The sequence below is a fragment of the Streptomyces sp. NPDC048590 genome (assembly GCF_043199535.1).
GTDB lineage: Bacteria > Actinomycetota > Actinomycetes > Streptomycetales > Streptomycetaceae > Streptomyces.
The window spans coordinates 193479-217709 of the sequence record NZ_JBICWC010000008.1 but is presented as its reverse complement, the minus strand read 5'-3'; the positions used below and the strand labels follow the sequence as shown (position 1 = coordinate 217709).

Here is a 24231-nt window from a genome sequence, read left to right as displayed (position 1 = left end):
CGGCCGGGGGCGGGGGCCGGGGAGAGTCACTGGGACTCCTTCAGCCGCGCGGCCACCCGGTGCACCGTGTCGGTGGTGCTCACCTCGGCGGGGGGCACGCCCTCGACGGCCACCCGGTCGAAGATCTCCATCACCACCAGGGACTTCGCCCGGTGGACATCGGCCTCCGGTACTCCGGCGTCGATCAGCAGAAGGCTGAAGGACGACGTCGTCCCCGAACCCTCGTGCACACCGAGCTTCGGCCGGGTGACCGTCTCGTGCGGCAGCAGCGCGCTCATCGCCTCCCGCAGGACCCACTTGTCGCGGCCGTGCCGGCGTTTGAGACCGGCCTCCAGCGGCACCAGGAGGTCCAGTACCTCGCGGTCCCAGTACGGATGGGTCGACCAGTGCCCCTGGATACCGGAGAGCACCGGGGTCATCTCGTTGAGCCCGTCGAACGTGGCCATGTCGTACGCCACGGCCGTGTCCAGCTGGGGCAGGCGGTCCTCGCGGTGCATGCCGGCGAGCGGGATGTCGGCGCCGTAGCCGGTGAGGATGCGGCGGGCGGGCCCGTCCAGCGCCCGGTACAGGGCGGTGAGCGGCAGCAGGTACTCGATGATGTCGGGGTCCACGGATTCAGAGGCCCAGATCGCGTACGGGAGCTGGCCGAGCAGATCGGCCGTGGGAACCGTGATCTCCCGGTGGGCGGAACCGAGGTGGGTGGCCACCACCCGGGCCTCGTCGAACTCGTCCGAGGTGTCCGTCCCCATGGACAGGGTGTCCAGAGGGCCGTCCGTGTGCGCGGCGGCCAGGGCGGCGACTCCTGAAGAATCGATTCCGCCCGAGAGCACCACCAATGGTGTCCTGGTACCCGCCCGGGCGCGGACCGCGCGTTCGAGCGTCCCGCGCACCGCGTCGGCCGCGTCGGCCTCGGGCAGGATCCTCCGGGAGACCGGCGGCACCCAGGTCCGGGAAGGGGTCGCGGTTCCGGTGCGGACGTCGATCTCGAGCACCGTCCCGGCGGGCACCTGATGGACCCCCGGCACACGGCGAACCCTGCGCGCCTCGGCGACGGGCCGTCCGGACGGCGGTGTCCGGACCGTTGACGGGACGAGGGCCTTGATCTCGGTGGCTGCGATCACACGGCCTGGCGCGGGAAGCGTGTAGAGGGGCACGGAGCCCGCGTGGTCGGTGGCCAGGAGCACCCGCTCCCCGAGGGCCACGGCCGCGGCGAACCGGCCGTTGAGCAACCGGAACGCGTGCAGGTCGTACACGCCGAGCAGAGCGAGGAGCAGCCGGGCGTCCGTACCGGCGTCCGCGTCGGCGGGGAGGAGCGTGAGCAGTTCCTCCCTGTTGTAGAGCTCGCCGGCCAGGACGAGCGCCGTGTCGCCCGAACGGGCCACGGCGTCCTCGGGCGAACCCGAGTGCACGAGCACGGCGTTCAGGGTCTGGGCGCGCAGGGACTCGGCCACGGTTTCGTGGGCGCCCCGGGTCGCGAACACGGGCACGGGCCCCCGGTCCCCGCCCTGCTGGGCGGAGACCAGGAATCCCGTGGCCGCGGGAATGGTGTGAGCCATGATCAGATGCTCAGCGCACCGAAGCCGCCGGAGGTGAAGTCGTAGTTCACCGGGACCTCGATCAGGAACGGCCGGCCGAGACCGGCACCCTTGCGCAGCGCGGCGAGCAGGTCCTCGCGGGTCTCGGCGCGCACCGCCTCGACGCCGTTGGCCCGGGCGAGTTCGGTGAAGTCCACCCCGGTGAACTTGACGGCCGGGTCGTGCGAGCGCTGGTGACCGAGGTTCTGGTACAGCTCGATCAGACCGTTGGTGTCGTTGTTGACGACGACCGTCACGATCGGCAGGTTGAGCCGTGCGATGGTCTCGAGGTCGGCGCTGTTGGAGTGGAAGCCGCCGTCGCCCGCGATGAGGAAGGTGGGCTGGCCCGGACGGGCCATCTGGGCACCGATCGCGGCGGGGATCCCGTAGCCGAAGCTGGAGCAGCCGGCCGAGGTGAGGAACCCGAAGGGCTGGTCGGCACGCGCGAAGAGGACACCGTAGTGACGGAAGAAGCCGATGTCGGAGACGATCGTGCCCTCGCCGGCCTCGGCGGTCTCCGCCATGACCGTGTTCATCGAGTCCATCACCTGGTGGACGCGCATGCCGTCCTCGTACTCGGTGGGGTCCGCCAGGAACTCCGCGATCCGCTCGCGCAGCGGGGTGATGTCGTGCGGGGTCTTCGCGGCGGTGTCGGCCGTGGCGGCGTCCAGGTGCTCGACGAAGGCGAGGACGTCGGTGACCACGTCCACGTCCGGACGGTAGACACGGGGGATGGGGTTGACGGTGGGGGAGACGCGGACGGTCTTCTTCTCGCCGCCCCGGTCCCACATCGAGGGCCGCAGGTCCTCTGCGTAGTCGTATCCGAGGGTCACGATCACGTCCGCCGGACCGAAGAGGGTCTCCAGGGCGGGGAACGAGAGGATGCCGTCCATGTACCCCGTCACCGCGCCGTAGTTCAGACGGTGGCCGTGCGGCAGGACGCCCTTGGCGATGTACGTGGTGATGACCGGGATGTCCAGGCGTTCGGCCAGCGCGCGGATCGCGGGCACCGCACCGGAGCGGATCGCCGCCGCGCCGACGACGAACACCGGGTGCTCGGCACCGGCGACCAGGGCCGCGGCTTCGTCGGCCGGGGTCTCCCAGCCCGCCTGGACCGCGCCGACCGGCTTGGACGGGGTCCGTGCCGCCGGGTGCGTGACCGAGGCGTCGATGTCCGCCCCGAGCAGGTCGACGGGGACGGAGATGAAGCTGGGGCCGACGGGCTCCGTCATCGCGGCCGCGACGGCGGAGTCCACGAGGTCGGTGATCTCGTCGGGGCGCTGGAGCTCGACGGCGTACTTCGTCATGGGGCGCATGACGGAGACCGAGTCCAGGCACTGGTGGGTGTCGTTGGGGAAGATGTCGTGCGACTCGGACTGGGCGGCCAGCGCGATGACCGGCGAACGGTCCAGGATCGAGGTCGCCACACCGGTGGCGAGGTTGGTCATGCCGGGACCGAGGGTCGCCCAGCAGGCCTGCGGCCGGCCGGTGATCCGGGCCAGGACATCGGCTGCGACGCCCGCGGTGAACTCGTGCCGGGTGAGGACGAAGTCGATCCCCGGCGCCTCGTCGAAGAGGATGGAGGCGGCCTCGCGGCCGACGACACCGAACACCGTCTCCACACCGTGCTCGTGGAGACGCTTGAGCAGTGCGTGTGCGGCCGTCGGGTTGTTGCTGGGCTTGGTCGATACACGGGACATGCGGCGTCGTCTCCAGGATGTCGACGGGAAGCGGAATGTCGTCACCGTGCCGGTGGACTCTCTCCACCGCCTCTCCAGTGCCTATCCGACCCCTCTGTAGTGCGCTTCGAGGCGCACGGGACCTCTTCGGCCGCGCGTTCCGAGGGCGGCCGGATCCGTTCGGTCCGACGACCGCACCACCTGTGGTAGATGTATAAGAATACGGACCGATGCATAATGACATCGCGAAGAGAGAAGGCGATCATGACCCGTACGACCACCCGGGAGCCCGCCGGTTTTGTGGTCCACACCGCACCGGTGGGACTCATCGACGACGGGCGGGACGACTTCACCGTGCTGGCGTCCACCGCGCCCACGCAGGTCAGCGCGGTCTTCACCAAATCCCGCTTCTCCGGACCGAGCGTGGTGCTCAGCCGCGCGGCGGTCGCCGACGGGCAGGCGCGCGGGGTGGTGGTCGTCGCCCGGAACGCCAACGTCGCCACCGGCCCGGAGGGGGCGAGCAACGCCCGCGAGGTGCGTGACGCGGTGGCCGCCGCCACCGGCATCCCCCAGGACGAGATGCTGATCGCCTCCACCGGTGTGATCGGCCTCCAGTACCCGATGGAGCAGATCCGCGCGCACATCAAGACACTCTCCTGGCCCTTCCCCGAGGGCGGGTTCGACCGTGCGGCGCGGGCGATCATGACGACCGACACCCGGCCCAAGGAAGTCCGGGTGCGGTGCGGCGAGGCGACTCTCGTCGGGATCGCCAAGGGCGTCGGGATGCTGGAGCCCGACATGGCCACCCTGCTCACCTTCTTCGCCACCGACGCCCAGCTGCCGCAGGAGGTGCAGGACCGGATCTTCCGCAGCGTCATGGACCGGACGTTCAACGCGGTGTCCATCGACACCGACACCTCGACCAGTGACACGGCGGTCCTGTTCGCCAACGGGCTGGCGGGGCCGGTCGATCCGGCCGAGTTCGAGGAGGCGCTGCACGAAGTGGCGCTCGCCCTGGTCAAGAACATCGCGTCGGACGGCGAGGGCGCGAGCAAGCTCATCGAGGTGCGGGTCACCGGCGCCCGGGACGACGCGCAGGCCAAGCGCGTCGGCAAGACCGTGGTCAACTCGCCGCTGGTCAAGACGGCCGTGCACGGAAGTGACCCGAACTGGGGCCGGGTCAACATGGCGATCGGCAAGTGCACCGACGACACCGACATCCTGCCGGAGAACGTCAGTGTCCGGTTCGGCGGCACCCTCGTCTATCCGCAGAGCGCCGACGGACCGGGCGACGCCGAACTGCGAACGGTCGTCGCCGAGCACATGCGCGGCGGCGAGGTGGTGATCGGCATCGGACTCGGCATCGCCGACGGCGAGTTCACCGTCTACGGCTGTGACCTGACGGAGGGTTACGTGCGCCTGAACTCCGAGTACACCACCTGATCCGCCACGACCTGCCTCGCTGACTCAAATGTGCCACCTCGTGCCGGCCGCTCCGTAGGGTGACGGGTGATCAGCACAAGGTGAACGAGGTGGCGCATGGGTCAGTCGCGAAGGTCGGTACTCCAGGGCGCTTTGGGCGCCGGAGCGGCGGGGCTGCTGGTCGGCGGCGCCGCTCCGCTGCCCGCCGCCCACGCCCGGCGGCAGTACGAGCGCTCGAAGGGGGCTTCGCTCGGTCTGCGCTGGCTGGGTGTGGCCGGCTGGGAGTTGAGCTTCGGCGGCCGGAGCGTGCTCTTCGACCCCTATCTGAGCCGTATGCCCTACGCCGGCGAGGACGGGGCCCTCGATCCGGCACTGCCCATCGCCCTCGACCCGGAGGCGGTCGAGCTCGTCGCCGAGAAGTCGCTGACGGGTCCGCCGGAGCTGATCCTCGTCAGTCACGGGCATTTCGACCACCTCGCGGACGTGCCGCACCTGCTCGCGCGTCCGGCCTGGGCCGGCCGGCGGGTGCGGACGCTCTGCGACGCGACGTCCCGTCACCTGCTGGCCGCGATGGGGACCCCCGCGCACCGGATGGCGGACGTGGTGGCGGTGAACGGTGGTGACCATCTGCAGTTCGACGGGTACAGCGTGGAGGTTTTCCGCAGCCTGCACAGCAGGCAGCAGGACTACTCGTCGTTCGCCGCGGGGACCCGGACCGCGGTGCCGTCGAAGCCCCGGACTCTCGGCGACCTGGTCGAGGGTCAGACGCTGTCCTACCAGGTCACGGTCGAAGGGGGACCGTCCGTCCTGCTGACCGGCACCAGCAACGTGGCGGAGCGGGAACTGGCGGGCGCCCGGCCCGACATCGCGGTGGTCGGCATGAGCGGTCACGCCGCCGTCCACGGATACCCCGACCGGCTCCTCACCGCGCTCGGTTCGCCGTCCGTGCTGCTGCCCTGTCATCACGACGACATGGTGACCCCTCTGGGGGATGCCGGTCTCGCCCGGTCCGTGGCGCCGGACGCCGCGGAGGCGCTGGAACGTGCTGCCGCCCGTGCGCGGCCGGACGGTGGCACCCGTGTGCTGGCCCCGCGCCACCTGGAGATGGTCGACGTCATGTCGGAGGCCTGAGCTGACTCGACCGGAGCCGTAACTCGCTTCCTGGCGAAGCCGGATGGCCGACAGCGGTTGCACGGCGCACAGGGGGTGGTGCGCGACGACATCGGCCTCGGGGAACGTAGGTACAGCGGTTGGCGCTGAGATTGATCATGGTCAGGGTGTGAGCGCACTGACCTGGTTCTCGTACTCGCGGCGGGCCTTGCGCTGGGCCGGGACCGCGGGGACGCCCTGGCAGCCGTCGAGCGGCTGGCAGCGGGCGAGGTGCTGGCGGTGCACGGTGGGGACGGCGCTGACGCGCAGGGTGTAGCCCTGGCCGCGCTGTAAGGCCACCCCTTGGTCGAGCGCGGCCCGCTCGGCGGGCTCCAGTTCGGTGGTGCGGAGGTAGTCGGCGACCTTGCCCGGCATGTCGAGCGTGACCGGCGGCTCCGGGGCGGGCGCGTCCTCCTCGGTGGCGGTGTGCTCGGGCAGGAGGTCGGCGACGGCGGTGCGGATGGCGCCGCGGCTGACCCGGTGGTCGCGGGCGAGGGCGGCGATGGAGCGGCCTTCCAGGTACGCGGTGCGCACGCCGGCGGCCGTCGCGACCGCGACGGCGGGGCGGCGCCCGCCCTTGTTGCCCTTGGCCTCGGCGGCGCGCAGTCCGTCGTAGGTCAGCTCGCGCTGGAGGTCGCGCTGGAGTTCGCCGGCGGCGGCGAGGGTCTGCACCATGAACTTCACGGTGGACAGCAGCTCGCCGGTGCGCGGGTGGCGGGCGGTGAGGTCCATGGCGGAGAAGGCGCCGTCGTGGATGCGCAGGGCGAGACGGTCGCGGTGCAGGACGTCGAGCACGTCGAGGATGTGCTGGTTGCCACGCACGAGGCGGAGCATCTCGGAGATGTGCACGGTGTCGCCCGGCCGCGCGTAGGTGAGCAGCTCGCCGAACTTCGGGCGCTGGAGCGGGTGGAGGCGGCTGGAGGTGCCGGCTTCTTCCTCGAAGGCGACCGGGTCCTCGATCCCGGCCTCGGCCAGGACGAGGTCCTGCCGGGCGGTGGACTGCTGGTCGGTCGAGACCCGCTTGTAGACCAGGTTCGCCGCCGAAGGGCCCCCTTCCGTACGGAGGATCGGACCCTATCTGTCGTCAAACCCTGTCAGCAATCACCGTCGGATCTGATTGGATTCGGGCCGCCTCGAACCCCCGGGTTGCACGGGTTCGTTGGACGTCCCGTCCGCCTGTCGTCAAACGATCGTTTGACGACGTCAGGCCGGGGTGGGAAGGGGGCCGGTGAGGTAGTGCTGGACGACGGGGCCGATGCAGGCGACGAGGTGTTCGGTGTCGGCTCGGACGAGGGGGGCGACTCCGAGGATGTGGCGGGCGCTGGCCAGTCCGAGGAGGTGGCTGGCGACGAGGGAGATCCGCAGGAAGGGCTGGTCGTGGCCGCAGGCGGCGACGACGGGCCCGATCATTTCGGCGGTGAAGAAGTCGCCGAGGGCGTCGGAGGCGTCGCTGTCGCTGAACACGGAGCGGATCATCGCGGCGAGCGGGGTGCCCGAGACGGGTGCCTCCCACAGGCCCAGGAACAGGCGGACCAGGTGCTGGCCCATGTCGGCGGCGTCGGCGCGGACCAGGGCGGCGATCTGCTCGCGCATGTGCAGCGGGAGGCGCAGGGTGGCGGCAAAGAGGTTGCGCTTGCTGCCGAAGTGGTGGTTGACCAGGGCGGCGTTGACGCCTGCTTCGGCGGCGATGGCGCGCACCGTGGTGGTGGCGTAGGTGCCCTGGGCGAACTGCCGGCGGGCTGCGTCGAGGATGCGGTCGCGGGCCGGGCTCTGCCCGGTGCGGCTTCCGGCGGGTCGGCCGGGGCGCCGCGGGGCCGGGGCGGCGGGGGCGCGTTCGTTCACCCGGCGAGCGTAGCGAAATTAAACACGCGTTGCATTGCGGGGTCGGCCGTTCCTACGCTGGCCAGACCCTGTCGGCGACCGGCCGTGGGGCCTGAGAGCGACGATCGCGGATGCGGATGTCGCGGACAAGGCGGGTGGGCCCATGTGGGCGATGATCCTGAAGGAGTTCCTGGAGCTGCGGCGGGACAAGCGGACGATGGCGATGATCGTCGTGCTGCCGCTGCTGCTGCTGGTGGTCTTCGGGTATGCGGCGAACTTCCGGGTCGATGACGTGTCGACCCGGGTCTACGGGCCGCAGGCGCAGGCGGTCGCCGCGCAGTTGAAGGCCCCCTTCGACGTCGAGGAGGTCGACCCCTCGGGGACGCGGGAGCAGGCGGTCGACGACCTGCGCACCCAGGACGCCGGGGCGGTGGTGGTGACCGGTGAGTCGGGCGGGGCCTCGACGGTGCTGATCGACGGGTCGAACCAGTTCGCCGCCCAGGCCGCCGCGTCCGCGTCCCTGGCCTCCGGCGGTGTGCTGAAGCCGGACATCCTTTTCAACCCGGAGCTGAAGACGTCGTGGGTGATGGTGCCCGCCCTGATCGGGATGATCATGGCGTTCATCGGGACGATCGTCACCGCGATCGGGCTGGTGCGTGAGCGGCAGGCGGGGACGCTGGAGCAGCTGGCGGTGATGCCGTTCAAGGCGTCAGACGTGATCGTCGGGAAGATCGCCCCGTACTTCGTCCTCGCCGCGGTGGACATGGTGCTGGTGACGGTGCTGGGCTGCCTGCTGTTCGGGGTGCCCTTCTCCGGCAACGTCCTGGTGCTGGCGCTGGGAGCGGTGCTGTTCCTCTTCACCGTGCTCGGGATCGGGGTGCTGATCTCCTCGGTGTCGCAGAACCAGGGCCAGGCCATGCAGATGGCCCTGCTGACCCTGATGCCGCAGATCCTGCTCTCCGGCATGATCTTCCCGCTCGCCGCGATGGCCGCAGGCGTCCGCTGGATCGGCTACCTCTTCCCGCTGACGTACTTCAACATGATCTCCAACGGGGTCATGCTCCGCGACGCCCCTCTCAGCTCCCTCGCCCTGCCGCTGGGCGTCCTGGCCGGCATGTCGGTCCTGGTGTTCACCGCCGCGGTCCTGCGCTTCCGCCGCGACCTGGCACCCGCCGCTCCCAAGAAGAAGACCGCCGCCCCCGCGGCCGCCGCTGCCGGGAGCACCCGATGAGCACTCTGGCCAACCACACCACCGCCGGCGGGCAGGACTGGGGCGCGTTCGGCGTCACCGTCTCCTTCGGCGCCACCACCGCACTGGACCGGGTGACCCTGCCCGCCGTCCCCGGATCCGTGGCCGCCGTTGTCGGCGGCGACGGAGCGGGCAAGACGACCCTGCTGCGCACCCTGGTGAACCGGGTCCGCCCTGCCGCCGGCCATGTGACGGCGCCGCCCCCGACGGAGTGCGGGTTCATGCCCACCGGCGCCTCCGGCGTCTGGCAGGACCTCACCGTGGCGGAGAACATCGCCTTCGTCGCCGCCGCCCACCACCTCACGGGCACCGACCTCGACCAGCGCCGCGGCGAGCTGTTGACGGCCGCCGGCCTGGACCGGGCCACCGACCGGCTCGCCGGTGCGCTGTCGGGCGGCATGCGGCAGAAGCTCGCCTTCTGCCTCGCCATCCTCCACCGCCCCCGCCTCCTCGTCCTGGACGAGCCCAGCACCGGAGTCGACCCCGTCTCCCGCGTCGACCTGTGGCGGCTGATCAGCCGCGCGGCGGCCGACGGCGCCGCCGTCGTCATGGCCACCACCTACCTCGACGAAGCCGAACGCGCCTCCACCTGCCTGGTCCTGGACCAGGGCCGCACCCTGACGTCCGGCACCCCCGCCGACGTCCTGGCCGGCGCCCCCGGCATCCTCACCACCGGCACCGCCCCCACCGGACCGGCCGAACTGTCCTGGCGGCGCGGTCGGGCCACCCGCTCCTGGCACCCCGGCCCCGCCCGCCCCGACGAACACCCCGTCCCGGCGGACATGGAGGACACCGTCATCGCCCTCACCCTCGCCGCCCGGCAGGAGTCCTGACATGGCCGACACCCTCATCAGCTCCACCGCCGTCACCAAGCGGTACGGGTCCTTCACCGCCGTCGACACCGTCACCATGGACGTCGGCCCCGGCGAGATCGTCGGCCTCCTCGGCGCCAACGGCGCCGGCAAGACCACCCTCATCCGCCTCCTGCTCGGCCTGGCCGTACCCACCGACGGCACCGTCACCGCCTTCGGCCGCACACCCGACCGCACCACCCGCGGCCGCCTCGGCTACGTCCCCCAAGGGCTCGGCCTGTGGCAGACCCTCACCGTCGCGGAGAACATCGCCTTCGTCTCCGCCGCCTTCGGCGCCCCGCCCCCACCCCTCGAACCCGCCCTCGCGGCGGTCGAGCACCGCCTCGTCGGCGAGATCGGCCTCGGCCTGCAACGCCAGCTCGCCTTCACCATCGCGCTCGGCCACCACCCCGAACTCCTCGTCCTGGACGAACCCACCTCCGGCGTCGACCCCCTCTCCCGCGCCCGCCTGTGGGACGCCGTCCACCAGCAGGCCGAAGCCGGCACCGGCGTCCTGGTCACCACCCACTACATGCAGGAAGCCCAGCAGTGCGACCGGCTCATCCTGATGTCCCACGGACGCGCCGTCGCCGCCGGCACCGAAACCGAGATCATCGGCACCACCATCGCCTGCGAGGTCGACACCCTCCACTGGGCCGACGCCTTCGCCGCCCTCGACAACGCCAACCTGCCCGTCACCCTCAACGGCACCCGCGTCCGCCTAGCCGACACCCCACCCGGCACCGTCCGCACCGCCCTCGTCCAAGCGGGCATCACCGCCGACGTCCACGAAGTCCCTGCCACCCTCGAAGAGAAGATGACCGTCATCGACCGCCAGCCCACACCGCACTGAGCCCCTCCCCGCCTCAAGCGGGGCAAGGCCGAAGAACCGTCCCCGGCCCGGACCCGCCGCAGCCCTCAGTCCCGCGCCCCGTCATCGTCCTCGTCCAGCTCTGGCGTGTCCGGGTCGCGCAGCGGGCGCAGGGCGCCAGCGGCCGGGACGTGAGCGGAGAAGCTGTAGCGGCCGAGCAGGTTCAGGTTGCGGTGCTTGAGCGGCGACAGCCGGGCGATGTCCTCGTCGCGGATCTCGTGGCCTTCGGCGCGGAGCTGGGCGACGGCGGCGTCGAGGTACTTCGTGGTCCAGAGCACGATGGCGTTGAGGACCAGGCCGAGAGCGCCGAGCTGGTCTTCCATGCCGTCGCGGTACGCCTGGTGGATGGTGCCGCGCTTGCCGTGGCACACGTCGCGGGCGAGCTTGTGGCGGGACTCCTGCACGGTGAGCTGCCGGTTCATCTGCCGGCGGTAGGTGTCGTCGATCGGGTCGACCACGCGTAGCAGGTGCTCGGTCTTGGCGATCCGCCCGTACTCGGCGAATGCCGCCCCGAGCGGGGTCGGTCGGCCGTCGCGGCCGAACATGCGCAGCAGGTCGTAGGCGCGGACCTGGTTGGTGACGAGGGAACCGGCGACCTTCAGCATGTCCGGCCAGTGCGTGATCACCTTGTTCAGGTTGACCCGGTTGCGGGCCAGGTCCTCCACCGCGCCGTACGTGCCGGTCTCGACGCCGGGCATCGTGGCCCGCCAGAACCGCTGGTCGGCCAGGTCACGGAACCTGGGGCTGAAGTTGTAGCCGAGGATCTTGAACAGGCCGAACACCATGTCGGAGTACGAGGCGTTGTCGGTCGCCACCATCTCCGGCTTCACCCCGCCGTCCAGGTTCAACAGCGCGTCCAGGATGTGCAGGGAGTCGCGCGGGGTGCCGGGCACGACCATCTGCCCGATGCCCGCGACCTGGTCGTTCACGGCGTTGAGCCACGTGATGCCCCGCTTGAACCCGAAGCACTTCGGCGACGGGGCGGCGCTGATGGTGCGCACCGGCACCTGGAAGCGCAGCCCGTCCACGGAGGCGAGCAGCCCGTCGCCCCAGTAGCGCACGATCGGGATGCCGGCCTGGGCGGCGATCAGACGTGCGTTCGCCGCGGCGATGGTGTCGGCGCGCAGGTAGTACTGGTCGACGTGCACGAGCCGGGCCCTGGTCAGGGCCTCGTAGCCGGGGTTGACCACCGGGGCCAGGCCGATGTTGCACGCCTCGGACACCAGCAGCGCGACCACCGAGGTGGGCAGGTCCTTCATCCGGGTGGTGCCGTCGCCGAGGTGTACGAAGGCGTCGAGGAACCCGGTCCAGGCGTTCACCTCGAACAGCAGGTCCGGCAGGTCGATCTTCGGGAGCATCTTCTCGACCCGCTGCCGCAGCCAGGTCAGGGACTTCGGCGCGCCGAGCGCGCCGAGCTTGACGACGTTCAGCTTCACCCGCCCGTCGCCGGCGATCTCGATGGAGACCTTCGCCGCCGGCCCCGCTTCTTCCAGGCGTTCGGCGAGCTGCTTCCATCCGGCGCCCAGGCCCCGCACCAGCTCCGCCAGGTGCTCGGTGACGGGCATGTCCAGGCTCAGGGCCGCCAGGACGTCTTCCTCGACCGCGTCCCAGTCAGGCCCGTCCAGCAGGCGGGCGCGCGGGTTGGACCAGCGGTGAGAGGGGGAGGCGAAGACGTCGCGGTTGTTCAGGGCCCGGTGCAGCTGCTCCAGCACGCACACCACGTACGCGTCCCGGTCCACCGCACCCTGCGGCAGATCGGGGTTGGCGTACACCGCCTTGCGCCACGCCGGCGGCACTAGCTTGTCGTCCACCTCGCGAGGCAGCAGCGGCTTGATCCCCACCTTCCGCCGGGCCAGCGCCGGCAGGGCGCGCACCCCGGCCAGGACCCGCTTGCCTGCGCTCGCCGCGTCCAGCGCCTTCGACTCACCCAGCAACGCGAGGAACGGGCGCACCGCGGCGTACCGGTTCGCGAGCGCGGCCCGCATGGCGACCTCGGCCGAGTTCTCGTCCTCGGGCACCAGCGAGACCACCGTGGTCGCCGCGGTCATCACGGCGGCGCGCGGGGCGACCTCCTCCACGGCTGCCCAGAGCGCGGCCACGTCCAGATCCGTTTCCTGCTCCTCGACCAGCTCCAGCTCCTCGAACAGCACCTTCGCCGCCCGCGCGAGCACCCGTGACGCCTTCTCCAGTTGCGGCAGCGTCGACAGCCGCTCCTTCTCCGTCTTGCGCTTCGCGGTGTTCAGCAGCCGGGTGGCCATGAGGACCTGGAACAGGTCCAGGGCCTCGTCGATCGCCTTCGCCTCCAGGTGCCGCATCACCGCGGTGAGCATCGCCGTGCGCTTCGGCTCCGCCGCCCGTTCCAGCAGCGGCGCCTTCGACCCAGCGCGTACCGGGCCAGCGCCGCCGTCCGGTTCGGCGGGATCTGCGACAGCCTCAACCTGCCGAGCCGGTACGCGCCGATCTCGTCCACCCGCTCCAGCGCTCGGGCGAACGCCGTGCCCGTCGTCCGTGTCGGCGGCCGGCGCAGCCGCTCCAGCTCCGAGAACCGCGAGCCCTCCGGCGTCTTCAGCGTCGCCACCAGATCCCCGGGCAGCGCCGGGTCCGCGCGCCGGGCGGCGCCCGCGACCATGGCGTGCAGCCGCTTCTCCGCGACCTTCCGCACCTCCGCCACCTGCCGGGCCAGCACGGACACCCCAGGCAGCAGCACCCGGTGACGGCGCAGCCAGCCCACCGCGTGGTCGAACAGCGCCTTCGGGCCCTCGGCGTGCGTCCATGCCCGCCCGTGAAGGAACGTGCGGAACCGCCGGGCCCACTCCGCGTCGTCGTACTCGTGGTACTCGTAGGCGTCCCGGATCTCCTACGCGTGCTCGTACGCCGTCTTCGGCCGCTCGGTGTACCGCTTCACCACCGACGGGTCCTCGATGCCGAGCTGCGCGGCCAGGTGCTCGACCACCGGCCACGGCGCGTCCAGCGGGTCGTCCGGGAGAAACCGGCCGATGTAGCGCACCGTGCACATCTGGAGCGCGAAGCCGAGCTGGTGGTACGTCGAGCGTCGCCGGGCGATCAGATCGCGGTCGACATCGTCCAGGAAGAAGAACCGCTCCAGCTCTGGGCGGGTCGGCTCCTCGGCGAGCTTCCCGTACGCCTCGGCCTGCTCATCAGTCAGAAACTCCACCGGCTCGAGCGGACCGTAGCCAGCCCCAGCGCCCGCCCGGCGATCTTTCCACGAACCCCAGCGGAGCCACCGGCCGGTGTGCTGGCCGACCATGATCAATCTCAGCGCCAACCGCTGTACCGATGTTCCCCGAGGCCGGACATGCCGCATGTTTCTGCCATCACTGGTCTATACCACTGAACGGACAGTGCCGATGGCCGGTTCGATGCTCTGGGTAATCCTGTCCGGTCTGCGCCCGCTTCCGCCGGACGCACAGCGGACGCATATCCTCCGCTAGGGCCCGGCGTTCTGCGGCCCAGGGTGGAATCGGGCCATCGGAAATCACCGCTTCGCGGTCGTCACACCGTGCGATGTGTGAACGCTGTTCGCCGGACGCCTCGCCCCGCGGGTCTCCCCCCGGGGGGTTTCCGCAGGTCTCGCCCACCCTGCCGGGTACCGCAGTTTTCAGCCGCACCCATATCGGCTCCGTTGACGAGGTGAGGTTGGCTGATTACTGTCCCGAATCGATAGGGCGGACCCCCGCTGCGCGCGCAACAAATGAAGCCGCTTCATCGCGATTGTTCAAAGGGCCGGCGCACTCACGAACATCGCATGCGAAAATCCAGCAGTTCATGGCGGGGAAGTCGGCCATGGACCGGCAGAACGGGAGAACCCTGTGGTCGGCGTGCAGATTCGCATATTAGGTCCGGTCTCCATGGTGTACCGGAACGTCGTGGTCCCACTCACCGGGCAGCGGCAACTCAGGGTCCTGGCCGCTCTCGCACTTGTGTCCGGGAGGCCGGTCGGTACACCCGAACTCATCGGCCAGCTCTGGGGTGAGGACCCCCCTCGAACGGCATCCGGCCAGTTGCAGACCAGTGTGTGGATGATACGCCGTGCCATGGCCGCGGTCGGCGTTCCGCAGGAGACCGTCCTGTCCACGGCTTCCGGTTACCAACTGGATCCGGCGCACTGCGAGATCGACAGCGAGATCTTCCGGCGCAACATCGCGACAGCGAAAAAGCTCGTGCGCGCCGAGCTCAAGGAGGAGGCGCTCGACCTGCTCAAGAATGCGCTCGCCCTGTGGCGAGGGCCGGCCCTCGCCGGGATTTCGAGCACCGCGTTGCAGACCAGGGCCGCCCGGCTGGAGGAAGAGCGTGTCGCCGCCCTGCAGCAACGGATTTGCCTGGAAATAACGCTGGGTGAATACGAGGAAGCCATTGGGGAACTCACCGATCTGATTGCTCTTCACCCGCTCAGGGAAGAGCTGTACGGCCACCTGATGCAGGCCCTGTACCTTTCCGGCAGGCAGGCCGATGCGCTCGCTGTATTCCGCAGGGCGAGAAACACACTCACCGACGAACTCGGGATCTACCCGGGGCCGAGGCTGACCACCTTGGAGCGGGCGATCCTCCGTCAGGACGCCGACATGCTCTCGGCCGTGCCGGGGATGGCCCGGCGCTGACCCGCCACCGGTGCCGTCGACGGTGCCGGTCCCCTGGGCGACGTGTGTGCCGCGTACCCGGCGATCGCCGGGTACGCGGCACACACGCGTCAGGCGCCGAAGCCCCTCCAGGCGACCACCGCGGCACCGCCCAGCACTGTCACCTGGGCCGCCGCGGTGACCCAGGCCCGCAGGGCGACGGCGATGCCGCCGGACACGACGAGCAGGGTGAGGCAGACCAGCGCCGCACGGGAGGCCTCGTGGTCCACCGAGGTCCGGTCCGGACTGCCGGTCAGGCCACCGGAGACGACCACTCCGAGGAGCAGTACGCCCACCAGGACGGCGTCCACCACGAGCAGCAGCAACGCCGCGCCGATGTCGCCCCGTCGGGTCACCCGCCTCACCGCTCACCTCCTCCTCGGAGGGTCCTCCCCGGGAGGGGAGGACCCTGTCGGGTGTTCCGGGTCAGAGACCCATGCCTGCCATCGTCCGCTCCAGGGAGTCCGCGTACAGCCTGGCTCCACCGATCTTCGGGTGGAAGGACTGGGCGGAGGCTCCGAGTTGCAGGATCGGCCAGTCGATCGCCGGCTCGTCGCTCTCGACGAGGTCCAGTACGATCCCGTGGACCTGCTCGGGGTCACCGCAGACGGCCTTGCCCGCGAAGTTCTGGGCGGGGTTGGAGAACCACGCCTTCACCCCGGCGGTCTTGGCGTCGTTCACCGCGCCCTGCATCTCCGTGGCCAGGGTTCCCGCCATGCTGTTGAGCCAGGGAGCCTCCTCGGTTCCGACGCCGGGGATGCACCCCCCGACGCCTTCGAGCAGAGGCGGGTACCCCATCAGGACGATCTTGGCGTTCGGTGCCTTCGCCGCGATGTTCTTCAAGGCCGTGGTGATGGCGGGCCGGACCCGTTCCTTGGCCAGGCGTTCGGCCGCCACTCCGATCTTCAGCCCCTGGTAGGCGGCGTCGTCGACGTTCTTGTCGTCGTCGTCGAACGTCTGGTCCTGGCAGAGCGTCGGCCAGCCGACGCCACCGAAGATGCACTTCTGGATGATGTAGGCGAACCGGGCGTCGTTGCCGCCGATGGACATGGTCACCAGCGTGGTGTTCTGGTCGAGGTACCCCTTCTGCAGCTGCGGCAGTTCACCGTTCTCACCCACGGTCGCGATGTTGTACGTCCTGGCGCCGGAGCAGGCCACCAGGTGGTAGTCCATCGCCGCGGAGCGGCTGTCGTCCATGGAGCCCACGGAGGCCGACCTGCCCGGGATGGTGGCCTGACGCGACCAGGCCTTGGTCGAGCGGTGGCAGGCGTTGCGCGTCGAGGGGTTGTTCTCGTCGCGGTAGTTGGTCTCCTTGTAGTAGTCGACCCCGCCCGAGGCCGAGGCCCCTTCACCCGAGGAGTAGGAGTCGCCCAGTGCGACCACCATGTCCTTCGGCTTGCCCGACAGCTTCTGGAAGCCGGCGGCGTCCCAGGCGACGTCCTCGGAGCCGGTGCCGTCGGCCGAGTGGGTGGACAGTGAGATCTTCGGGGTGGAGGTGAACTGGAACACCCCGAGGGACACCCACTTGTTCTCCAGGACCCGCTGAGGGTGCACCCGCACCGGACTCGTGCTGTTCGTCCCGGAGATGGTGTACGAGGCCTGCCGGGTGTGGGCGCCGTGGTCGGGGAGGTGCACCCAGACCCGGGCCCAGCCCGTCATGCCGTTGGTCAGCGTCCAGGTGCCGGTGGTACGCAGCCGCGCGCCTTCGGCGGTCGCCTGGTTCCGGGTGTGCGAGAACCAGAAGTGGTTGCCGTAGCCGGCTCCGATCTGATGGGTGTCGATCTTGCCCGGATAGTTCGCGCCGTCGGCCGTGAAGGTGAAGCCGAACGTCCCGGGTGACGTGGTCGCCCCGCAGCTTCGCCCGGACGATCCGGCAGGGGTGACGCCGGAGGCCACATCGTCGATCACGTACGTACCCGACGGAAGGCCGCTGGAGCATCGGGGCGGGTATGCGTTGCCGTCCGGCTGTTCCGGGTAGGTCGCGTCGAAGCGGTGGAGGGCGTAACCGCAGGCGCCGCCCACGCAGCTCTTCCAGCTGGCCTTCTTGTTCCACCAGCAGTGCAGGTAGAACTCGTCCGCCGGGTTGTTCAGCTGGCAGGCCCCGTTGGTGCCGGTGTCCCCCTCCTTGATCTTGCTGGGGTCGCAGTTGTTGGAGGTGTCGCAGAACAGGCCGACCGGAGGCTTGGCCAGCGTCCGTTGGTCCGTGGCGGTCCACCAGGCGGCCCGGTAGCCGGGCTGGAAGTCACCGGGGGCGAACATCGCGGAGATCGGACGGGCGGCCCAGCCGATCACCTTCTCCTGGTAGGGCCAGTCCTGCGGGTGGGCGGCGTGCGAGTAGTCGTCCCCGCCCGCCGCGCTCTCCAGGAAGGGGGTGCGGTTGGCCTTCCACAACGGGTTGGCCGGGTTGTTGGTGAAGCCGACTCCCCAGTGACCACCGTGCTGACCGGCAGTGGACTGCGGGTAGAAGCCGGAGTTGTACGCCCAGAGGGCGAAGAACCAGTTCTCGATGTAGGAGGGACCGTCGTCGTTGACGGTCATTCCGGCGGCGTACGTCTGGTTCCACTTGTCGACCAGGATGTTGACGCCGGCGGCGATGTTGGCGGTGTAGTCGAGGGCCACCGCCTCCTGCTTCTGCACCGACAGCGCGGTCTCGCCCGGCTTCTCGTGGCCCGCCTTGCGCATGCCGTCGGTGACCTGGACGATGCCGTAACCACAGTCCGCGGAGGCCCAGTTGACGGCCCAGGGGTCGTTCTGGCCGCCGTCGGAGTCGTAGCTGATGCCGTAGTAGTTGCCGATGAGGGTGTTGGCCGTGACACCCGGGACCGCGAAGCGGGTCGCCTGCCACATGTTCGACTCCTGGGCGGTGATGCCCAGCATGACCTGCGCGGGGATGTGGTACTCGTCGGCCGCGTCGGGGGCGCCGTTGGGGTCGCCGGCCATGGTCTTGAGCGGGAAGAGGGACTGGGGCTGGTACGCCGACATCCCGGTGTTCTTCCAGTTGGCCGGACGCGAGACGTGTGAGTTCAGCTTGCCGACGACGGCCTGGTCGACCGCCCACTCCACCTGGCGCGGGGTCGGCTGGAACGCCTGCTTGCGGACGTCCCCGCGCGGGACGGAGCAGTACCGCTCGTCCTCCACGGGGTTGGTCGGGGAGGCGGCGGCGAGCTTCGGCGTGGCGGTCGCCGAGCCGCCCCCGGTCAGCGCCGGCGACGTGGCGAGGCCTGAGGCGGTCTTCGCGGTGGAGCCGATCGTCGTACCGGGGTGGGAGTCCAGAGTGACGGTGCGTCCGGTGTCCAGCACCTGCATCCGGGTCCGGGCGGTACGCGCGGAGGCGGCCTCCTGCGGTGTGATCCGGGAGTCCTTGCCGTCGGCCCACGTGGTGGTGACGGCGGCTTCGCCTCTCGTGGACAGGACGGCGTCCTTGGCCACGCCGGCCGGCATGCGTACCGACTCCGGCAGGCTGCCGGACGCCTTGGCCTTGCCTGTGACGTACACCTTGCCGCTGCGGGCCGAGCGGGCCAGGTCGAAGTCGGTGAGGGTGCCGGTGGCCACGCGCTGTGTGGTGCCGGTCGCCCGGGAGCCACCGAAGAGCGCCGCGGGCGCCCTGCGTACCTCGGCCCGCTCGCCAGCCGGCTGCTTGGCGGTCGGGGCCGTCCCGGTGCGGTCGATGTAGACGACCGAGCCGTCGCCCGCCGCCGTGAGCTGGAACGGGACGGTGGTGGTGCGCGCGGCGACGCGTACGTCGCCGGAGGGGGCGACCTCGACCAGGCGGGCGCCCTGCGCGGCGGCGTAGCCGTCGTTCAGCGGGACGGCCGAGGTGACCTGACCGGGCAGCTTCAGCGGCTTCGCCGCCTTGCCGCTCGCGGTGTCCACACCGATGAGGCGGGTCTCGTTGCGCTTCGAGTCGTCGTCGGAGAACTGTGAGAAGACCGCCTTCTCCGTGGCGCCGCAGCCGGGCGAGAAGTAGCTCAGGCTGGACTGCACGGGGAGTTTGGTGACCGCGCCGGTTGTCAGGTCGACGATCGCGGTGAAGGCGCCGCGCGTCATCAGAGCGGGCTTGTTGGTGAAGGTCCGGGGGGCGTAGGTGACGGCGGCGCGCTTCCCTGACGCGGTGAGGCAGGCGTTGCCGATCCAGGTGTCCGTGTCGAAGCCGGGCTCGGACAGGGTCGCGGCGGTACGCCACCGGTATCCGTCGTCGGCGGCGGCGACCATGACGTGGAAGCCGGTCGCGTCACCCGAGGTGGTCCACGCCAGGTCGTCGGAGTCGCGGTAACCGGCTCCGAGCACCTCGGCGCGCTCTTTCGCGGGGACGGCCTCCGGGAGCGCGGCAGGCCCGGGGTCGGCCGCGTCCGCCTTGTCCTTCTCGGTCCACCCCTGGGCCGCTCCGGCGGGGGGCTCGGGGGTCTTGGCCATCGACAGTGACGGATATCCCGCCAGCAGGGCAGTGGCCGCCAGGGTTATGACGGGTACATGCCATCTTTTTCTTCGGGGCACGCTCGGTTCGCCTCTCAGGACATCCGCATCGCGCGTCGGGGGAAGCGGACGTCCGCTTCGCGCGTGGGGGGACGCGAGCAAATCAGCCTGGGCTCTTCACCCCCTCTTCGCCCTCTCTCCCGCTATACCGACCCGCCGTCGGCTATGCGCCCACGCTCGAACACTCCGGAACGGGGCGCCTCACACCCGCAGAATGGCGCGGAAATCACCGCGAGAAGGGCTGGGACATGGAGACCGAACAGCCGGGCACCACCGGCTTCGACGCCGCTGTCGGCGCAGTGGTCGATCCGACCGACGCACTGGGCGGGACACTCCGTCTGGTCCGAACCGACGACTTCGACTCGCTCGACCCGGGCAACACGTACTACGCCTACACCTGGAACTTCTTGCGTCTGATCGGCCGGACGCTCGTCACCTTCGCCACCGAGCCGGGCAAGGGCGGCCAGCGGCTCGTCCCGGATCTGGCCGAATCACTCGGCGAGGCCTCGGACGGCGGGCGCACCTGGACGTACCGGCTGCGCCCGGGGCTGCGGTACGAGGACGGCACCCCGGTGACCGCGGCGGACGTCAAGTACGCCATAGCCAGGAGTAACTACGGCACGGACGTCCTGGGCGTCGGCCCCACCTACTTCCGTCACCTGCTGGGCACCGACTACGGCGGCCCCTGGCGGGAACCCGACGTGGACGGCCCCCTCACGATCGAGACCCCCGACGACCGCACCCTGGTCCTGAGGCTCACCCAACCCTTCGCGGGAATGGACCTGCTGGCGACCATGCCCAGCACCACCCCGGTCCCGAAGGCGCGCGACACCGGCATCGGCTACCGGCTCGGCCCGGTGGCCACCGGCCCCTACCGCGTCGTCTCCTACGAGCGCGGTTCGCTCGTCGTGCTGGAGCGCAATCCGCACTGGGACCCCGAGACCGACCCGGTGCGCCGTCAGCGCGCCGAGCGCATCGAGGTGCACCTCGGCAAGGACCCGCACGAGGTCGACCTGATGCTGCTCTCCGGAGAGGCCCACATCGACCTCGCGGGCTTCGGTGTCCAGCCCGCCACCCAGGAGCGCATCCTCGCGGACCCGGCACTCCAGGCGAACGCGGACAACCCGCTGACCGGCTTCACCTGGATCTACTGCCTGTCCAGCCGGATCACCCCGTTCGACAACGTGCACTGCCGGAGGGCGGTGCAGTTCGCCACCGACAAGGCGGCGATGCAGGAGGCCTACGGAGGCCCGGTCGGCGGCGACATCGCCACCACGATCCTTCCGCCGACCATCGACGGCTACCAGCCCTTCGACCGCTACCCGGTCGGCGAGGACGGCACCGGGGACCTGGAGGCGGCCCGCGCCGAACTGGCCCTGGCCGGAATGCCCGACGGGTTCAGGACGAAGATCGCCGCCCGCAAGGACCGGCTCAAGGAGTACCGGGCTGCCGAGGCGCTGGCGGCCGGACTGGCCCGCGTCGGTATCGACGCCGAGGTGCTGGACTTTCCGTCCGGCGACTACTTCGACCGCTACGGAGGCAGTCCCGAGTACCTGCGTGAACACGGCATCGGGATCATCATGTTCGGCTGGGGCGCCGACTTCCCCGACGGCTACGGCTTCTTCCAGCAGATCGTCGACGGGCGCGCGATCAAGGAGCGCGGCAACCAGAACATGGGAGAGCTGGACGACCCGGAGATCAACGACCTGCTCGACCGCGGAGCGGTCAGCGGCGACGCGGAGGAACGCGCGGCCATCTGGCACCGCATCGACCGGCTGACCATGGACCACGCGGTGATCGTGCCCTACCTCTATCCGCGTTCGCTGCTCTACCGCCACCCGGACGCCCGCAACGTGTTCGTCACGGGGTCCTTCGGGATGTACGACTACGTGGCGCTGGGCGCACGCTGACAGCGACCGGGGTGCCGGTGGAGAGGACCTCCACCGGCACCCCGCCGCGTTCAGCTCCGCCCGGCGACGGCCTGCCTGGCCGCGGGCCGCTCGGACAGGGACCTTCCCGGACGCGCTCCGGAGGTCCGGGGCGACCGGTACGCGCGCGACGGGAGAGGCCCGCCAGGATCACCTGAGGGCAGGCGGTCCGCCGTGCCGGTGATACCCACGGCGAGCAGCTCGGACTCGAAGCAGGCCAGCCTGGACAGGAACTGACGGGTCGGTACCGTCAGGTCCGTCCCCCGCGAGCTGCGTACCAGCAGGCGTGCGCCGAGGCGGAGTTCGAGGCGATGGATGCGCCGGGTGAGCGCGGACTGGCTGATGGACAGCACGGCCGCCGCGCGGTTGATGCTTCCGTGATCGGCCACCGCACGCAGGAGATGCAGGTCCTCCACATCGACCTGGACCGACTCGTCGGGCAGCGCCGGCGGCGACTGGAGACTATGTGCCGCGTCGGTACGAACCTTCAGCAGCTTCTGCTGCCCCTTCAGCCAGTCGGCCCACCACGGGTCGGCCAGCATGTCCTCGTGCTGCTCCGTGAACCTGGTCAGACAGCGGGCCGTGAGCAGCGAGGCGAGCTGTTGCGCCAGTGCCCCGGGCACGACGGCGGGATCGACGAGCAGCCCCGCCGCCCGCCGCGGCCGCTCCACCAGGGACCGGCGCACCAGTGACGGAGCGAAGACGGCCGGGCAGGCCGGGGAGCCCAGCCCGATCGCGTCGCCCCTCCGCAGCATCCCCCGGGCCACCGAAGCACCGGTGACCTGAATGCGGGACGGGGGAGTGAGACCGGCCTGCTGGTAGACCCGGCTCACCAGGACCTCGGCTCGCGGCCCCGCCTCGGAAACCCAGTTCTCCTCCCGGAGATCGGCGAGCGAGACCCTGTCACGTCCGGCCAGGGGGTGCCCCAGGGGAAGCGTGACCCAGAGCGGATCGTCCAGGACCTCGAACACCCGCACCGTGCGGTCGACCGCTTGCGGGAGGCCTTCCACCCCCCAGATGTGCGCGGCGTCCACCCGGTAGCCGGCGAGCTGCTGGAGGACCTGGCGCGGAGTGTCGTGACTGACCGAGAGGAGGATGCCCAACGTGTCGGCCGCGTCCTCGACCAGATCCTCCATCAGCGGCTCCGCGGTCGCGATGTTCAGGACGCGCGGCGCGTTCAGGGCCTCGGATCCACGCCCGTAGATCTCGGTCTGGACGGCCTGGTCGACCTGACGGAAGAAGCGGCGTCCGGCGACGAGCAGCCGGGCACCGTCCGGACTGAGCCGGGCGACACACGCGTCCCGCAGCGTCAGGCGCATCCCGGTCGCCTCGTCCAGCCGGTCCAGCCTTCGCAGGGCTGCCGGCGCTCTCAGCCCCGACCTGCGGGCCGCCTCGGCGAGGTCGCCACACTGTCCGATCGCGTCGAGCAGCCGCAGATCAGGACGGGAGAGGGGCAACCGCGTCGACCGGTGGGGGACGGAGGGCACGTGTATCGCAGAAGGCACGGACGGCTTCCTTACGGTAATGGATGACGCCTCTTCTTCACCTGTGACGGCCTGTTGCGGCTCACGTTAGGCAGGCGTTCTCTTCGCTCGCTCCTCTCACCCGAGGTGACCCCGGACCGCACGACGGCGGACAGGGCGGCCCCGGACAGCACGAAGGCGGACACCGCGCGACGCGGTGCCCGCCGGGGCTGTGCCTCAGGCCTGGTCGGTGGGACGGATGAAGATCTCGTTCACCGTGGCGTGCGGGGGTGCGGTGACGGCGTACAGGACCGCCGCCGCGATGTCCTCGCTCTGCAACTGCCGTATCTTCGCGACCCGTTCACTGATGGCTGCCTTGGACGGGGCGTGCGTGATGTGGTCGCGCAACTCGGTCTCCACCGTGCCGGGCTCGATGACGACCACGCGCACCCCGCGCTCGGTGACCTCCTGGCGCAGTCCCTCGCTGAACCCGTTCACGGCGAACTTGCTCGCGTTGTAGACCGCGCTGCCGCGCCCAACGACGCGGGCGGCGATGGACGAGATCTGGACGATCGTGCCCTGGTTCCTGATCAGTTCCGGGAGCGAGGCGTGGGTCATGTACATCAGGCCCATGACGTTGGTGTCCATCATCCGGGTCCAGTCCGTGGTGTCGGCGTCCTCCACCGGACCCAGGAGCATCAGCCCGGCGTTGTTCACCAGGATGTCCAGCCGCCCGAGCGCGTCGACCGTGGAGCGCACGGCCGCGGCCACGGCCTGTTCGTCGGTCACGTCGAGCTGGAGGACCTGGACCGCGGCGCCCGCGGCCGTCAGTTCGCCGCTCAGCTCCTCGAGACGCTCGACGCGCCGCCCGGCGATCGCGACCGAGGCCCCTGCCTCCGCGAGGGCGAGAGCCGTCGCCCGGCCGATTCCGGATCCCGCTCCCGTGACGAGTGCGACTTTTCCCTCTAGCGATGAACTCATGTGTTCCTCGTTCCCGGGGTGTTGGGCCGGAGCGGGGACCCGGCCGAAGGCTTGTCCGACGGTACGGCGCGGCCGAAAGTACCAGCCGTGGGCCGCGCTGGTGAGCGGCAACGGCCGCCGGGGTTATGTGCGT

15 protein-coding genes and 1 pseudogene are annotated in these 24231 nt (G+C 70.6%); 7 read left to right on the top strand and 9 right to left on the bottom strand.

The annotated features are described in order from the left end of the window. Positions 1–26: 26 nt before the first annotated feature. On the bottom strand, positions 27–1559 hold the full coding sequence (locus ACGFNN_RS23900; protein ID WP_393559104.1) for an asparagine synthase-related protein: 1533 nt from the start codon (positions 1557–1559) through the stop codon (positions 27–29). Further along, positions 1559–3274, bottom strand: coding sequence for a thiamine pyrophosphate-binding protein (locus ACGFNN_RS23895; protein ID WP_362675135.1), 1716 nt, complete (start codon positions 3272–3274; stop codon positions 1559–1561). Before ACGFNN_RS23895 ends, ACGFNN_RS23900 begins: the two co-directional genes overlap by 1 nt. 243 nt (positions 3275–3517) lie before the next feature. Here ACGFNN_RS23895 and argJ point away from each other — a divergent pair, with 243 nt between their 5' ends. Together argJ and ACGFNN_RS23885 are read left to right on the top strand one after the other, a co-directional pair. Next, positions 3518–4696 (top strand): bifunctional glutamate N-acetyltransferase/amino-acid acetyltransferase ArgJ, encoded by a 1179-nt coding sequence (gene argJ, locus ACGFNN_RS23890; RefSeq protein WP_393558769.1) that lies wholly within the window; start codon positions 3518–3520, stop codon positions 4694–4696. A gap of 96 nt (positions 4697–4792) precedes the next feature. Continuing rightward, entirely contained in the window at positions 4793–5806 is a 1014-nt protein-coding gene (locus ACGFNN_RS23885) for an MBL fold metallo-hydrolase (protein ID WP_393558767.1), read from the top strand. 141 nt (positions 5807–5947) lie between these two features. On the opposite strand, the gene ACGFNN_RS23880 is transcribed toward ACGFNN_RS23885, so the two are convergent. After that, entirely contained in the window at positions 5948–6856 is a 909-nt protein-coding gene (locus ACGFNN_RS23880) for a recombinase family protein (protein ID WP_393559102.1), read from the bottom strand. 171 nt (positions 6857–7027) lie between these two features. Beyond that, positions 7028–7666, bottom strand: coding sequence for a TetR family transcriptional regulator (locus tag ACGFNN_RS23875; protein ID WP_393558765.1), 639 nt, complete (start codon positions 7664–7666; stop codon positions 7028–7030). Between the two features lie 142 nt (positions 7667–7808). Here ACGFNN_RS23875 and ACGFNN_RS23870 point away from each other — a divergent pair, with 142 nt between their 5' ends. The 3 genes from ACGFNN_RS23870 to ACGFNN_RS23860 are packed head-to-tail and all read left to right on the top strand — an operon-like array spanning position 7809 to position 10598. Continuing rightward, the gene (locus ACGFNN_RS23870; RefSeq protein ID WP_393558763.1) at positions 7809–8876 is read left to right on the top strand and encodes an ABC transporter permease; all 1068 of its coding nucleotides are present in this window, start codon (positions 7809–7811) and stop codon (positions 8874–8876) included. Then, a complete protein-coding gene (locus ACGFNN_RS23865) occupies positions 8873–9727 on the top strand; it encodes an ABC transporter ATP-binding protein (protein WP_393558761.1) in 855 nt (284 codons plus the stop codon). Before ACGFNN_RS23870 ends, ACGFNN_RS23865 begins: the two co-directional genes overlap by 4 nt. A gap of 1 nt (position 9728) precedes the next feature. Continuing rightward, positions 9729–10598: an ABC transporter ATP-binding protein gene (locus tag ACGFNN_RS23860; protein ID WP_393558759.1), complete on the top strand. Its 870-nt coding sequence runs from the start codon at positions 9729–9731 to the stop codon at positions 10596–10598. Positions 10599–10663: 65 nt separating this feature from the next. On the opposite strand, the pseudogene ACGFNN_RS23855 reads toward ACGFNN_RS23860, so the two are convergent. Continuing rightward, positions 10664–13791: pseudogene (locus ACGFNN_RS23855) on the bottom strand (Tn3 family transposase). A gap of 880 nt (positions 13792–14671) precedes the next feature. Here ACGFNN_RS23855 and ACGFNN_RS23850 point away from each other — a divergent pair. Further along, entirely contained in the window at positions 14672–15235 is a 564-nt protein-coding gene (locus ACGFNN_RS23850) for a BTAD domain-containing putative transcriptional regulator (RefSeq protein ID WP_393558758.1), read from the top strand. 89 nt (positions 15236–15324) lie between these two features. Here the strand turns inward: ACGFNN_RS23850 and ACGFNN_RS23845 are convergent, their stop codons facing one another. Then, entirely contained in the window at positions 15325–15618 is a 294-nt protein-coding gene (locus ACGFNN_RS23845) for a transporter (protein WP_393558756.1), read from the bottom strand. Positions 15619–15679: 61 nt separating this feature from the next. Beyond that, complete coding sequence (locus ACGFNN_RS23840; RefSeq protein WP_393558754.1) at positions 15680–19666, bottom strand: NocE; 3987 nt, start codon at positions 19664–19666, stop codon at positions 15680–15682. Between the two features lie 308 nt (positions 19667–19974). On the opposite strand from ACGFNN_RS23840, the gene ACGFNN_RS23835 reads away from it, so the two are divergent. Beyond that, a complete protein-coding gene (locus ACGFNN_RS23835; RefSeq protein ID WP_393558752.1) occupies positions 19975–21636 on the top strand; it encodes an ABC transporter substrate-binding protein in 1662 nt (553 codons plus the stop codon). A gap of 50 nt (positions 21637–21686) precedes the next feature. Here the strand turns inward: ACGFNN_RS23835 and ACGFNN_RS23830 are convergent, their stop codons facing one another. Then, positions 21687–23159 (bottom strand): LysR family transcriptional regulator, encoded by a 1473-nt coding sequence (locus tag ACGFNN_RS23830; protein WP_393558750.1) that lies wholly within the window; start codon positions 23157–23159, stop codon positions 21687–21689. 195 nt (positions 23160–23354) lie between these two features. Beyond that, a complete protein-coding gene (locus ACGFNN_RS23825) occupies positions 23355–24098 on the bottom strand; it encodes an SDR family oxidoreductase (RefSeq protein WP_393558748.1) in 744 nt (247 codons plus the stop codon). Positions 24099–24231 lie beyond the last annotated feature (133 nt).